Annotated in this window: 12 protein-coding genes; 2 read left to right on the plus strand and 10 right to left on the minus strand. The window is 72.6% G+C overall.

The window, feature by feature from the left end; all coding sequences use genetic code 11:
• Window positions 1-265 precede the first annotated feature (265 nt).
• Entirely contained in the window at window positions 266-1,168 is a 903-nt protein-coding gene (locus tag ACFV0Q_RS27985; protein ID WP_385009133.1) for a 3-hydroxybutyryl-CoA dehydrogenase, read from the plus strand.
• A gap of 24 nt (window positions 1,169-1,192) precedes the next feature.
• Here ACFV0Q_RS27985 and ACFV0Q_RS27990 read toward each other — a convergent pair whose 3' ends face one another.
• The 10 genes from ACFV0Q_RS27990 to infC form a co-directional block, all read right to left on the minus strand.
• Window positions 1,193-1,723 carry an NUDIX hydrolase gene (locus ACFV0Q_RS27990; protein ID WP_385009134.1) on the minus strand — a complete coding sequence of 177 codons (531 nt, stop codon included), beginning with the start codon at window positions 1,721-1,723 and terminating at the stop codon, window positions 1,193-1,195.
• A gap of 51 nt (window positions 1,724-1,774) precedes the next feature.
• Window positions 1,775-3,112 carry a transcriptional regulator gene (locus ACFV0Q_RS27995; protein ID WP_385009135.1) on the minus strand — a complete coding sequence of 446 codons (1,338 nt, stop codon included), beginning with the start codon at window positions 3,110-3,112 and terminating at the stop codon, window positions 1,775-1,777.
• 479 nt (window positions 3,113-3,591) lie between these two features.
• Window positions 3,592-4,584, minus strand: a complete 993-nt coding sequence (locus ACFV0Q_RS28000) for a PP2C family protein-serine/threonine phosphatase (protein WP_385009136.1) — start codon at window positions 4,582-4,584, stop codon at window positions 3,592-3,594.
• 152 nt (window positions 4,585-4,736) lie between these two features.
• Window positions 4,737-7,265, minus strand: coding sequence for a phenylalanine--tRNA ligase subunit beta (gene pheT, locus ACFV0Q_RS28005; RefSeq protein WP_385009137.1), 2,529 nt, complete (start codon window positions 7,263-7,265; stop codon window positions 4,737-4,739).
• The gene (gene pheS / locus ACFV0Q_RS28010; RefSeq protein ID WP_385009138.1) at window positions 7,265-8,392 is read right to left on the minus strand and encodes a phenylalanine--tRNA ligase subunit alpha; all 1,128 of its coding nucleotides are present in this window, start codon (window positions 8,390-8,392) and stop codon (window positions 7,265-7,267) included. Before pheS ends, pheT begins: the two co-directional genes overlap by 1 nt.
• Before the next feature lie 151 nt (window positions 8,393-8,543).
• Window positions 8,544-9,818, minus strand: a complete 1,275-nt coding sequence (locus ACFV0Q_RS28015) for an ATP-binding protein (protein ID WP_385009139.1) — start codon at window positions 9,816-9,818, stop codon at window positions 8,544-8,546.
• A 58-nt stretch (window positions 9,819-9,876) separates the two neighbouring features.
• Window positions 9,877-10,734 (minus strand): TrmH family RNA methyltransferase, encoded by an 858-nt coding sequence (locus tag ACFV0Q_RS28020; protein ID WP_385009140.1) that lies wholly within the window; start codon window positions 10,732-10,734, stop codon window positions 9,877-9,879.
• A 116-nt stretch (window positions 10,735-10,850) separates the two neighbouring features.
• A complete protein-coding gene (gene rplT, locus ACFV0Q_RS28025; protein ID WP_007263143.1) occupies window positions 10,851-11,237 on the minus strand; it encodes a 50S ribosomal protein L20 in 387 nt (128 codons plus the stop codon).
• Window positions 11,238-11,338: 101 nt separating this feature from the next.
• On the minus strand, window positions 11,339-11,533 hold the full coding sequence (rpmI, locus tag ACFV0Q_RS28030) for a 50S ribosomal protein L35 (RefSeq protein WP_030387121.1): 195 nt from the start codon (window positions 11,531-11,533) through the stop codon (window positions 11,339-11,341).
• Window positions 11,534-11,635: 102 nt separating this feature from the next.
• Window positions 11,636-12,355, minus strand: coding sequence for a translation initiation factor IF-3 (infC, locus tag ACFV0Q_RS28035; protein WP_385009141.1), 720 nt, complete (start codon window positions 12,353-12,355; stop codon window positions 11,636-11,638).
• Between the two features lie 325 nt (window positions 12,356-12,680).
• Between infC and ACFV0Q_RS28040 the strand changes: the two genes are divergently transcribed.
• The gene (locus ACFV0Q_RS28040; RefSeq protein ID WP_266578154.1) at window positions 12,681-13,061 is read left to right on the plus strand and encodes a DUF1844 domain-containing protein; all 381 of its coding nucleotides are present in this window, start codon (window positions 12,681-12,683) and stop codon (window positions 13,059-13,061) included.
• The last annotated feature ends 62 nt before the right edge of the window (window positions 13,062-13,123 follow it).

Here is a 13,123-nt window from a genome sequence, read left to right on the forward strand (position 1 = left end):
CGCCTCCCCCGCCCGCGCCGGCTGGCCGGCCGCCGCCGGGCCCGCCACCGCCGTCGTGGCCAGCACCCCCGCCGCTCCGGCCAGCAGCCCCCGCCGTCCGATGTGCGTCATGTGACGACTCCGTTCCGCTCCGTGACATTGCTCTGCGTGCGCCCAGCATGCCCGCCCCGCCCCGCCACCGGGGTGAAGGACGGGGGTAACGTCGGGGGGCGTGGCGGGCGCCGGAACGCAGTTACCACTGCCGAGTACGGGGGACCCGCGATGGATGAGCAGCGAAAGGCACGATGTGACGGACCTCTCTACCCTCCCGACCGACATCGCACGGGTCGGCGTGGTGGGCTGCGGCCAGATGGGCGCGGGCATCGCCGAGGTGTGTGCCCGCAGCGGTCTTGAGGTGATGGTCGCCGAGACCACCGGCGAGGCCCTGGAGATCGGGCGCACCCGGCTGCACAACTCCCTGACCAAGGCCGCCGAACGCGGCAAGATCAGCGAGGAGGAGCGGGACGCCACCCTGGCCCGCCTCACTTTCACCACCGACCTCGGCGAGTTCGCCGACCGCGACCTCGTCATCGAGGCCGTCGTCGAGAACGAGCAGGTCAAGACGGAGATCTTCCAGGTCCTCGACCAGGTGATCACCCGTCCGGACGCGATCCTCGCCTCCAACACCTCCTCGATCCCGCTGGTCAAGCTGGCCGTCGCGACCTCGCGGCCGGACCAGGTCATCGGCATCCACTTCTTCAACCCGGCCCCGGTGCAGCAGCTCGTCGAGCTGATCCCGGCCCTGACCACCGGCGAGGAGACCATCAAGCGCGCCGAGGCCCTGGTGCGCGACGTGCTGGGCAAGCACGCGATCCGCGCCCAGGACCGCAGCGGCTTCGTGGTCAACGCGCTGCTCATCCCGTACCTGCTGTCCGCGATCCGGATGTTCGAATCCGGCATCGCGAGCCGCGAGGACATCGACAACGGCATGGAGCTGGGCTGCGCCCACCCGATGGGCCCGCTGAAGCTGGCGGACCTGATCGGCCTGGACACGGTCGCCTCGGTGGCCGACTCGATGTACGCCGAGTTCAAGGAGCCGCTGTACGCCGCGCCCCCGCTGCTCCAGCGGATGGTCGACGCGGGCCGCCTCGGCCGCAAGACCGGCTCGGGCTTCTACCCGTACGGCTGAGCCCCGGCAAGGGCCGAAGGCCCGCTAGCCGAGCCGCAGGTGGTGCAGCAGGAGCAGCCCGGCCGCCATGGTGGCGGCCGGGACCTCCCCCCGCGCGATCATGTCCGGTACGAGCTTCAGCGGGACCCACTCGCGCCGCGAGGACTCGAAGTCGTCCTGCGGATGCCCGGTGTACGTGGCCCCGTCCGCCCAGTACAGGTGGTGGCGGGCGTCGGTGAGGCCGTTGGAGGGCTCCACGGTCATCAGGTGGTGGAGCGGGCCGGGCCGCCAGCCCGACTCCTCCTCCATCTCCCGCGCCGCCGCCCGCTCGACGGACTCGCCGTCCTCGACCACCCCGGCGGGCAGTTCCCAGCCCCAGCTGTCGGTGATGAACCGGTGCCGCCACAGCAGCAGCACCTCGTTGGCCTCGTTGACCGCCGTCGCGACGGCGACGGGCCGCAGCCGGATCACGAAGTGGTCCAGGTGCCGGCCGTCGGGGATTTCCACGTCCGCGAGGTTCACGTCGAACCAGCGGTTCTTGTACACGGTCTGCTCACTCAGGTTCGTCCACTGCACGGCTGTGCCACCTTCCGTTCGTAGGTGACCACATGGCAGCAGCTCGGGCCCTCACAGGGGAACGCGCAGCGCCCCGTCGATGAGCTGTGCGGTCTCCTCCGCGCCCGCGCACCCGCTGGTCAGCAGCTGTTCGCGGACCGCCCGCAGCCGGTCGCGCAGCCGCAACGACTCCATCCCCTTGGCCCGTTCCGCCATTTCGGCCGCCGAGGCCACCGCCCGGTCCGCCTCCCCCTGCCGCAGCTGGATCTCGCAGAGCATCGCGAGCCGGTGCACCCGCCCCCGGTCGTGAGCGGGGGTCCCCACCGCCTCGGCGGCCTGCGCGTGCGCCGCGTCCAGGTCCCCCAGGCTCAGCAGGGCCTCCGCGACCTGTACGTTGACCAGCCCGGGCTGGACGTAGCCGGTCTCGGCGGGTTCCGCGCCGGGCAGGATCCGCTCGGCGGCCGCCTCCGCGCGGCGGATGCAGGCCAACGCGGCCAGCGGGTCGCCGAGTTGGGCGTAGGCCTTGGCCTGCATCGCGTACAGGTCGGCGGCCAGTGCCGGGGTGGTGTGCCGTCCCGCGGCGCGCAGCGCGGCCTCGGCGAAGGCCACCGCCTGCCGGTACTCCCGCAGGTGCAGCGACTGGTTGACCAGCAGCGCGATCACGTACGCGCCGAGCCCCCGGTCCCCGCTGGCCTTCGCGAGCCGCAGCGCCTGGTGGAAGTACCGCTGGGCGAGCCCGTGCGCGTCGGAGTCGTAGGCGCAGATCCCGGCGACCGCGACGAGGGACCCGGTGGCCCGGTGCAGGAGCCGGCCGACGTCGTCGGGGTAACTGCCGCGCAGCATCGGCGCGGTCTCGCTGCCCAGGAAGCGGACGATCCGGGCCCGGGTGGCCATCCCCCCGGCCCGGCGGTACATCAGCTCGTAGTGCACCCGGGCCGCCCGCAGGATCTCGATGTGCTCGGGCCCGATCCGGTGCGGGCCCGAGCGGGACACGTCGGCGTCCTCGGGCGGGTTCTCCCACTCCCACACCGGGATCACGGCCGGGGTGCCGGTGACCGCCCCGGCGGTGAGCTGCGCGGGCCGGCCCTGCTCGTCGGAGCGCCACAGGGCGGTGGCCCGGTCGACGAAGCCGCCGATGCGGGTGGCGTGCGGACTGTGCTGCCCCGGGATGCCGAGCCCGATGTCGTCGAGCCCGACGGGCCGTTGCAGCCGCCCGCCCAGCACCTCGCAGATCAGGTCGGGCACCTGGCCCCGGGGGCGCTGCCCCTTCAGCCAGCGGGAGACCGCGGTGTGTTCGTAGCGCAGGGCGAGTCCGCGGGAGCGGCCCGCATGGTTGACGTGTGCGGCGAGTCCGGCGTGGGACATGCCCGCCTCGGCGAGGAGGGCGTCGAGCAGGGCGTTGGGCTGCATGGGCCCTCCAAGGGCTCGTCGGAATTCAGGCTAGTGGCTGCGCGCCGCGCGCGGGGTCCAGTGCGCGCGATTCACACCCCGTGTGAAGCAAGTACGCGCATAAATGCGATCCGCACCCTGCCGCGGAGGGCCCCCGCGGGGTTTCACTTAAGAGCCTCGCCAAAGAGGCCGCTCGGGTCGTCGGCTCCCCCTCGTACAGTGCGACGACCCGGCACCGCGCCGCCCGCCCTGCTGTCTGCCCGACACTCCATGGCAGGCGGGCGGCGCACCACGGTTCCGCCGGGACCCGGTTGGTCGCCGGGTCCCGGACGGAGCCGGGCCGCACCCGCACCGGGCTCGTCCACCGGCCCGGTGCGGAGTGGCTCCGCCGGTCGCGCGAAGACGGCCGGGCCGGTGCGGGGCCGACCCGGCTCCGCCGCCGCGGGACACGGCCCGGGCGACCGGGGCGTACGCGGCCGCGCGCGACACGAACCGACGATTCAAGCGCGGTCGTTGCGCAGCACCAACAGGGCGACGTCGTCGACGAGTCTGCCCCGGGTGTGGCGCAGCAGCGCGGCGTGCACGCCCGCGACCAGCCGCGCGGGCGTGAGCGCCGTCTCCTCCGCGAGGACGTCGAGGACGCGGCGCAGCGGGAAGAACCGGCCCTGGCGGTCCCGGGCGTCCTCGGCGCCGTCGGTGTGCAGCACGAGGACCTCGCCGGGGCCGAGCGCCCCGCAGGGCTGCGGCCGCACGTCGGGCGGCAGGGGCACCACCCCGAGCGGCGGCAGGGTCTCCGTCCCGGCGAGCGGCCGCACCGGGGTCGGCGCCGCGGCCGTGGGGTGGAGGCGGTAGGGCCAGGGGTGGCCGCAGTTGAGGGCCGCGACCGTGCCGTCCGGGGCGATCTGGAGCAGCAGCACCGTGACGAACTCCTCCGCCACCGGGGACTCCGGCTCGGCCGGGCAGGCCGACGGGTGCTCGGAGCGGGCCCGTTCGCGCAGGTGCCGCTGGAGGGAGCGTTCCATCCGGTGCAGGACCCCGGCCAGCGCGGGTTCGTCGTACGCCGCCTCGCGGAAGGAACCCAGCACCGCGGCGGCCGCTCCCAGGGCCGGCAGCCCGTGGCCCCGTACGTCCCCGATCACCAGCCGCACCCCGTACGCCGTCGCGACGGCCTCGTACAGGTCCCCGCCCACGGCCGCGCCCCGGCTCGCCGACAGCTGGGCCGCCGACACCGCCAGTCCGTCGATCCGGCCCGGCAGCGGGCGCAGCAGGACCCGCTGGGTGGCGCCGGCGATCTCCCGCGAGCGCCGCAGCTCGGCCACCAGCCCGCGCCGGATGTGCAGGGCGCAGCCCGTGGCCAGGAGCAGGAAGGCCGCGCAGGTGGCGAGGCTCGGCCCCAGCCGCCCCGGGGAGGACAGCTCCCAGGACACCGCGGCGCCGCCCCAGGCGAGGACGCACACCCGGCGCACCAGGGGCATCTCCCCGCGCGTGATCATCCGTAGGACGCTCCCCTCCGGCTCGACGGCCGGAACGATTGTGTCGACCTCCAGACGTACCGGACACGGGTCATCAGCCTTCTCACCCGAATGAGTGAGGGGCCCCTCCGGATCACCGGAGGGGCCCCTCAGCCGGCTCTACGCGTGGGTGCTCACGCCCCGCGCAGCACCGCTCCGGTCCGCTCGCCGGCCAGGGCCACCGCCGCGTCGCGCGCGGCCGTGGACTCCTCGGCGGTCAGCGTGCGGTCGGCGGCGCGGAAGCGCAGCGCGTACGCCAGGGACTTCTTGCCCTCGCCCACCTGCTCACCGGTGAACACGTCGAACAGCCGCAGGGACTCCAGCAGTTCACCGGCGCCCTCGCGCAGCGCGGCCTCCACCTCGGAGGCCGGAACCGACCCGTCGACGATCAGTGCCACGTCCTGGGTCGCCACCGGGAAGGAGGAGATCCGGGGCGCCTGGAGGGCCTCTCCGCCGGCCGCCCCGAGGCGGTCGAGGTCGAGCTCCATGGCGCTGGTACGGGCGGGCAGGCCCATCGCCTTGACGACGCGGGGGTGCAGCTCGCCGGCGTGGCCGATGACCGTCTCCACGCCGTCCACGGTGACGGCCAGCTCGGCGCAGCGGCCCGGGTGCCAGGGGCCGTACCGGCCCTGGCGGACCACCAGTTCGGCACCGGCCTCGACGGCCAGCGCACGGGCGGCCTGGACCGCGTCGGCCCAGTCGGCCGGGCGGCCCTTGCCCCACCAGCCGGCCTGCTCGCGGGCACCGGCCAGCACGACCGCGGCGTACCGCGGCTGGGCGGGCAGGGCCGCGTTCAGGGTCGCGATCTCCTCGTCGGTGGGACGCCGGTCGACGCCCAGCCGGACGGCGACGCCCGGCTGCTCGCCGGCGCGGAAGACCGAGCCGGTCTCGAAGAGCGCCAGGTCGTGGCTGCCCCGGCTGTCGTTGCGGCGCAGCGCGCCGAGCAGACCCGGCAGCAGCGTGGTGCGCAGCGCCGGCTCCTCGTCGGAGATCGGGTTGACCAGCTTGACGACCCGGCGGGCGGCGTCGTCCGCGGGCAGCTGGAGCTGGTCGAAGACGGCCTCGCCGAGGAACGGGTAGCTCAGCGCCTCGACGTAGCCCGCGCCGGCCAGCGCGCGGCCGGCCCGGCGGTGCAGCTGCTGCCGGGCGGTCAGGCCGCGGCCGGAGGGCACCTGCGGGAGGGTGGACGGGAGGTTCCCGTAGCCCTCCAGGCGGATGACCTCTTCGGCGAGGTCGTTGGGCTCGGCGAGGTCGGGCCGCCACGAGGGGACGGTGACGACGAGCTCGTCCTGGCCGTAGACGTCGCAGCCGACCTCCTGGAGGCGGCGTACGACGGTCTCGCGGCCGTAGTCCATGCCCGCGACCCGGTCGGGGTGGTCGGCGCTCATCGCGATGGTGCGCGGGGCACCGGGGGCGGTGAGCTCGGTGACGCCGGCCTCGGCGGTGCCGCCCGCGAGCAGCACGAGCAGGTCGACGGTCCGCTGGGCGGCCGCGGCGGCGGCCTGCGGGTCGACGCCCCGCTCGAAGCGCTTGGAGGCCTCCGAGGAGAGCTTCAGGCGGCGGGCGGTGCGCGAGATCGACACGGAGTCGAAGTGCGCGGCCTCGATGACCACGTCCGTGGTGCCGGTGACGGCGCCGGTCTCGGGGTCCGTGACGGAGTCGGCGATCTCGGTGTTGGCGCCGCCCATGACGCCGGCGAGCCCGATGGGGCCGCTGTTGTCGGTGATCACCAGGTCCTCGGCGTCGAGCGTGCGCTTGACCCCGTCGAGGGTGGTGAACTTCTCGCCCTGCTCGGCACGCCGGACGCCGATCGCGCCGTCGAGGCGGGCGCGGTCGTAGGCGTGCAGCGGCTGGCCGAGTTCGAGCATCACGTAGTTGGTGACGTCGACGGCGAGCGAGATCGGGCGCATGCCCGCCTTCTGGAGGCGGCGCGTGAGCCAGATCGGGGAGCGGGCCTCGGGGTCGAGACCGGTCACGGTGCGGGCGGTGAAGCGGTCGCAGCCGGCCGGGTCGTCGATCTTGACGAGGTATCCGTAGGAGTTGGGCCCCGGGACGTCGAGCAGCGCGGGGTCGCGCAGCGGCAGACCGTACGCGGTGGCGGCCTCGCGGGCCACACCGCGCAGGGACATGCAGTAGCCGCGGTCCGGGGTGATGTCGATGTCGAGGACCTCGTCGACGAGCTGGAGCAGCTCGATCGCGTCGGTGCCGACCTCGTGCTCGTGCGGCAGCACGATGATGCCGTGCGTGCCGTCGTCGCCCATGCCCAGCTCGTCGCCGGAGCAGATCATGCCGTGCGAGGTGCGGCCGTACGTCTTGCGCGAGGCGATCGCGAAGTCGCCGGGCAGCACGGCGCCGGGCAGGACCACGACGACCTTGTCGCCGACGGAGAAGTTCCGGGCGCCGCAGACGATCTCCTGCGGCTCGCCGGTGCCGTTGGCCTGGCCGACGTCGACGGTGCAGAAGCGGATCGGCTTGCGGAAGCCCTCCAGCTCCTCGATGGTCAGCACCTGGCCGACGACGAGGGGGCCCTTGAGCCCGGCGCCGAGCTGCTCGACGGTCTCGACCTCGAGGCCGGCGTCGACGAGCTTGGCCGCCACGTCACGGCCGGTCTCACCTGCGGGGAGGTCGACGTACTCCCGCAGCCACGAAAGCGGGACCCGCATCAGATCTCCATCCCGAAGGGCCGGGTGAAACGAACGTCACCCTCGACCATGTCTCGCATGTCTTCAACGTTGTGACGGAACATCAGCATCCGCTCGATGCCGAAGCCGAAGGCGAAGCCGCTGTACTTCTCCGGGTCCACGCCGCAGGCGACGAGCACCTTCGGGTTGACCATGCCGCAGCCGCCGAGCTCGATCCAGCCCTCGCTGGAGCAGGTGCGGCAGGGGCGGTCGGGGTTGCCCACCGAGGCGCCGCGGCACACGTAGCACTGCATGTCCATCTCGGCGGACGGCTCGGTGAAGGGGAAGAAGTGCGGGCGCAGGCGCGTGGTGGTGCCCTCGCCGAACAGCTCCTGGACCATGTGGTCCATGGTGCCCTTGAGGTCCGCCATCGTCAGGCCCTCGTCCACGGCGAGCAGCTCGACCTGGTGGAAGACGGGCGTGTGCGTCGCGTCGAGCTCGTCGGTGCGGTACACCCGGCCCGGGCAGACGATGTAGACGGGGGGCTTGCGCTCCAGCAGCGAACGCGCCTGCACCGGGGAGGTGTGGGTGCGCAGCACGACGCCGGACTCGTCGCCCTCGGTGCCCTCGGGGCCCTGGACGAAGAAGGTGTCCTGCATCTGGCGCGCCGGGTGGTCCGGCGTGAAGTTGAGGGCGTCGAAGTTGAACCACTCCGCCTCGACCTCGGGGCCTTCCGCGACCTCGTAGCCCATGCCGACGAAGATGTCCGCGATGCGGTCCATCAGCGTGGTCAGGGGGTGGCGGGCGCCGGCGGGCACGCGGTCGTAGGGCAGCGTGACGTCCACCGCCTCCTCGACCAGCACCCGCTCGTCGCGCTCGGCCTCCAGCTCGACCGTGCGGGCCCCGAAGGCCTTGTTCACGGCGCCGCGGGCCTGACCCACGAGCTTGCCCGCTGTGGCCTTGGCCTGCGGCGGCAGGGCGCCGATCTCCCGGTTGGCGAGCGCCAGGGGCGAGCGGTCGCCCATGTGCGCGGTCTTCGCCTCGCGGAGCTCGTCGAGGTCGCCGGCGGACGCGAAGGCGGCGAGCGCCTCGTCCCGCATGCGCTCGATCTCTTCCGGTTTCAGTGCCTCGACCTCGACAGGGTCGTACGACTTGTTCGGTGCCGACATCTCTTCCCGTACTTCCGATGGCTTGGCTGGTGGTCCCCGTACGGCACGATCAGACCGATCGACACAGAGACACAAAGGTGCCAAAGGACGAGTCTAAGGGCCGTCGGGGGTGAAGGAGCCCGTGGGCCGCCTGGCGAGATCCTCCGCAGGGTCACTGCGTGAGGTAGGCCGGTGCGCTCACGGGCAGGATAAATCGGAATTCGGCTCCGCCGCCGGGGCCGCGGCCGACCGTGATGGTGCCGCCGTGGGCCTCCACGATGCCCTTGACGATGTACAGGCCCAGGCCGGTGCCGCCGCGCTTGCTCCCCCGCCAGAAGCGGGTGAAGACGCGGCCCATCGACTCCTCGGGGATCCCGGGGCCTTCGTCGGTCACGGTGACGGCGGTTCCCTTCTCGTGTGGCGCTACGTCGATGGTGACCGTTCCGTCACCGTGCCGCACCGCATTTTCGAGGAGGTTGCCGAGGATCTGGTCGATCTTGTCCGGATCGGCCCAGCAGTCGGGCAGGGGACGGCTCACGCGTACGAGGAACCGGTCGGGGGCCTGGCCGTTCGCGGTGAGCGCCTGGACGTGGCGGCCCACGGCGGCGGCGATGTCGACCGGCTGGCGGCGCACCTCCAGGCGGCCGGAGTCGATGCGGGAGATGTCGAGCAGCTCGGCGATGAGCCGGGTGACGCGGTTGGCGTCGGCGTCGACCGTCTCCAGCATCAGGCGCTTCTGGTCGTCGGTGAACCGCTCCCACTTGGCGAGCAGGGTGGCCGTGAAGCCCTTGACGGAGGTCAGTGGGGAGCGCAGCTCGTGCGCGACGGTCGCGATGAGCTCGGCGTGGCTGCGTTCGGTGCGGCGGCGGGCCTCCGTGCCGCGCAGGGTGACCACGAGGCGGCGCACCGGGCCGGTGGGATGGGTGCGCACGTAGCGGGCGGAGACGAGCACCTCACGGCCGCCGGGCAGCAGCAGGTTCCGCTCGGGCTGGCCGCGGCGGGTGGCGAGGCCGCCGTAGGGGTCGGTCAGGGCCCACCAGCGGCGGCCCTCGAGGTCCTCGAGCGGCAGCGCGCGGTCGATGCGGGCGCCGAGGGCCTGGCCGGGGTCGGTGGCGGTCATCCGGGCGGCGGCCCGGTTGAAGCAGATCACCCGCCCGGCGTGGTCGGCGACGACGAGGCCGTCGGGCAGCTCATCGGGATCGATCCCGAACGAAGCCCCTCCGGGGATCGCCTCGACGGGGCCCGGGGCCGTGGCGCGCGCCCGGGGGCGGGCCGAGGGGGTCGCCTGGTGCGGGACGCCGCGCAGCCCGTCGGCGGCGGGCCCGGCCGGGCCGGGGGCCGGCGCTCCGGGGGTGGCCGGGGTGCAGGCCTGGGGGGCGGGGGCGTCCCGCAGGCGCTGCTCGGCCGGCCCAGCGGCTCCGGACGAGCTGTTCGTACCGACGGTCATTTCCCCGTACCCCACATCTCCGAGTAGCGCGCAGTGGGCCCCCCGGGCGGCCACATTACTAGCTGGGGGTCACGGAGCGGCACCCTCCGGGCGCCCGCTGTGCACGCGCGGACGCGTACAGGCACACGGCGGCGGCCGTGGCGAGGTTCAGGCTCTCCGCCTTGCCGTGGATCGGGACCCGTACGACGGCGTCCGCGAGCGCCCTGGTCTCCTCGGGCAGGCCCCAGGCCTCGTTGCCGAAGACCCAGGCGGAGGGACCGCCCATGGTGCCCGCGTCCAGCTCGGCGTCGAGGTCGTCCTCACCGGCCCCGTCGGCCGCGAGGATCCGTACGCCCGCCGCCCGAAGCCCCTCCACGGCCTGCTCCACCGGCACGCCGACGGCCACCGGAAGGTGGAAGAGGGAGCCCACGGAGGCCCGTACCGACTTCGGGTTGTACAGGTCGACGGAGGCGTCGGTCAGCACCACCGCGTCGGCGCCGGCGGCGTCCGCGCAGCGCAGCACCGTGCCGGCGTTGCCGGGGTCGCGGACGTGCGCGAGGACGGCGACCAGCTTGGGCCGGGCCCCCAGGATCTCCTCGAAGGGGGAGTCCAGGAAGTGGCAGACACCGACCAGGCCCTGCGGGGTGACGGTCTGCGAGACCTCCGCCAGCACCTCGTCGGAGGCGTAGTGCACGCGCGCCCCGGCCAGCAGCGCGGCCTCGACGATGTCGGCGTAGCGCTCGGCGGCCTCGACGGTGGCGAAGAGCTCGATCAGGGTCGCGCCCTGGGCCCCGCGGTGCTCGACGGCCTCGCGCACCGCCTGCGGGCCCTCGGCGAGGAACCGGCGCTCCTTCGTGCGGAAGTTGCGCCGCGCCAGGCGCCTGGCGGCGGCCACCCGCGGGGATCGGGGGGAGATCAGCTCGTCGGCGTAACCCATGGTGTCTGCGGTTCTCTCTCGGGGTTCCGGGGCGGGCGGGCGAAAGCACACGGACCCGCAGGCGAATCGCCTGCGGGTCCGTGGGTGCCGGTCGCGTGAAGCGGGCCGGCTAAGGCTTAGGCAGCGGCCTTGGGGGCGTTGACGTCGGCCGGAAGCGCCTTCTGCGCGACCTCGACGAGCGCGGCGAAGGCGTTGGCGTCGTTGACGGCCAGCTCCGCGAGGATCTTGCGGTCCACCTCGATGTTGGCGGCCTTCAGACCCTGGATGAGGCGGTTGTACGTCATGCCGTTCTGGCGGGCAGCGGCGTTGATGCGCTGGATCCACAGCTGACGGAAGTCGCCCTTGCGCTTCTTGCGGTCGTTGAAGTTGTAGACCAGCGAGTGGGTGACCTGCTCCTTGGCCTTGCGGTACAGGCGCGAACGCTGACCGCGGTAGCCGGAGGCCGCCTCGAGGATCGCCCGGCGCTTCTTGTGGGCGTTTACTGCCCGCTTGACGCGTGCCACTTTTTAACTCCTTGTAGCGGGGCCGTGGTTGTCTTCACACGGCCCGAATTCGATGGGGTCCCGGTCTTGACGTCCCGCTCCCGGAAGGGGAGCGGAGGACGTCACTTGCCGAGAAGCTTCTTGATCTTCGCGGCGTCGCCGGGGGCCATCTCCGCGGTGCCGGTCAGGCGGCGGGTGACACGGGACGACTTGTGCTCGAGCAGGTGGCGCTTGCCGGCGCGCTCACGGAGCACCTTGCCGGAGCCGGTGATCTTGAAGCGCTTCTTGGAACCGCTGTGCGTCTTGTTCTTCGGCATAGCGCCGTTATCTCCTCGTCGGTGGCGCTCCCACCGGTCCGTACGGACCGGCTCGCGGGAGCGTCATGTTGTGTCGGTGATCCGGGACGGGCTGCCCCGGAATCAGGCCTCGGCGTTCGCCTCGTCGGCGTCGGCCTCGGTGACCTCAGCGGCCTCGGCGGCCTCGGTGGTCTCCTCCTCGACGAGGGTCTCCTCGGAAGGAGCGTCCTCGTCACCGGCGGCGACACCCTGGCGCTCGGCCTTGCGGGCGGCCTGCGCCTCGCGGGCTTCGGCCATCGCCTCGGTCTTCTTCTTGTGCGGACCGAGGACCATGATCATGTTTCGGCCGTCCTGCTTCGGGTTCGACTCGATGAACCCGAGGTCCTCGACGTCCGAAGCGAGGCGCTGCAGCAGTCGGTAGCCGAGTTCCGGCCTGGACTGCTCGCGACCACGGAACATGATCGTGATCTTGACCTTGTCGCCCTGCTTGAGGAACCGAACGACGTGACCCTTCTTGGTGTCATAGTCGTGCGGGTCGATCTTCGGCCGGAGCTTCATTTCCTTGATGACCGTGTGCGCCTGGTTCTTGCGCGCCTCACGGGCCTTCATGGCCGACTCGTACTTGAACTTGCCGTAGTCCATGAGCTTGCAGACCGGCGGGCGTGCGGACGCCGCGACCTCGACCAGGTCGAGGTCGTACTCCTGCGCCAGCTCAAGGGCCTTGGCAAGCGGCACGATGCCGACCTGCTCGCCGCTGGGACCGACGAGTCGTACCTCGGGAACGCGAATCCGGTCGTTGATGCGGGGCTCGGTGCTGATGGATCCTCCTCGGTAGCACCACACGACTGTCTGGCAGACAGTCGCTGACGTCATTTGTCGTCAGACCGACCGCGGCGGAGAATGAAAAAAGCCCCGCCGGGCACAGGCAGGGGCTCCAAAACAACCGGAGCACCGCCGCGTGCGAACCGCGGGGCGCAGACTCGGGCAGCTTTCCATCGTCCGTACGGAACGATGGATACCGCCTGACCGGATGACCTGCCTCCCCGGAGGGTGGTCAGGTGGGAGATCGGAGCCTCCACTTGTGGGCCGGGCACATACGTGTCCGGCCGGTCGAAGTACATACTAGCACCCGCGTTACAAGCCCGCCGCACGGCATATCGTGTGACGCATGACTGACGCGACGCCCTCCGATTCCCCCTCCTCCGCCCCGGACGCTCCCGACTACGACGACATGACCCGCGACATCGCGGACGTGCCCGCCGTCGAGGTCATCACCACGGTGGCCGTCCACCTGCTGAGCGCCGCCGCGGTCAACCTGGGCCTGGACAAGCCCGACTCCGAGCACAAGGACCTCGACGAGGCCCGCAAGCTGATCACCGCCCTGGCCGGGCTGGTCACCGCGAGCGCCACCGAGATCAGCTCCTTCCACGCGGCTCCGCTGCGCGACGGCCTGAAGTCGCTCCAGCTGGCCTTCCGCGAGGCCTCGATCGTCCCGGACGAGCCGGGCCAGGGGCCGGGCGAGAAGTTCACGGGCCCCGTGTACGCCTGATTCCGCTTCCGCCCCCCGCTAAAGGGGCCCCCCCCGAACTGTCGGCGGGCGCCCCTTTCGCA

Source organism: Streptomyces sp. NPDC059564, from assembly GCF_042735575.1.
GTDB lineage: Bacteria > Actinomycetota > Actinomycetes > Streptomycetales > Streptomycetaceae > Streptomyces.

What these genes read in the sequence shown, in the direction of transcription:
- ACFV0Q_RS27985 (WP_385009133.1), top strand. Translation starts at nt 266, where the DNA reads ATGAGCAGCGAAAGGCACGATGTGACGGACCTCTCTACCCTCCCGACC.
- ACFV0Q_RS27995 (WP_385009135.1), bottom strand. Translation starts at nt 3,112, where the DNA reads ATGCAGCCCAACGCCCTGCTCGACGCCCTCCTCGCCGAGGCGGGCATG.
- ACFV0Q_RS28000 (WP_385009136.1), bottom strand. Translation starts at nt 4,584, where the DNA reads ATGATCACGCGCGGGGAGATGCCCCTGGTGCGCCGGGTGTGCGTCCTC.
- pheT (WP_385009137.1), bottom strand. Translation starts at nt 7,265, where the DNA reads ATGCGGGTCCCGCTTTCGTGGCTGCGGGAGTACGTCGACCTCCCCGCA.
- pheS (WP_385009138.1), bottom strand. Translation starts at nt 8,392, where the DNA reads ATGTCGGCACCGAACAAGTCGTACGACCCTGTCGAGGTCGAGGCACTG.
- ACFV0Q_RS28015 (WP_385009139.1), bottom strand. Translation starts at nt 9,818, where the DNA reads ATGACCGTCGGTACGAACAGCTCGTCCGGAGCCGCTGGGCCGGCCGAG.
- ACFV0Q_RS28020 (WP_385009140.1), bottom strand. Translation starts at nt 10,734, where the DNA reads ATGGGTTACGCCGACGAGCTGATCTCCCCCCGATCCCCGCGGGTGGCC.
- rpmI (WP_030387121.1), bottom strand. Translation starts at nt 11,533, where the DNA reads ATGCCGAAGAACAAGACGCACAGCGGTTCCAAGAAGCGCTTCAAGATC.
- ACFV0Q_RS28040 (WP_266578154.1), top strand. Translation starts at nt 12,681, where the DNA reads ATGACTGACGCGACGCCCTCCGATTCCCCCTCCTCCGCCCCGGACGCT.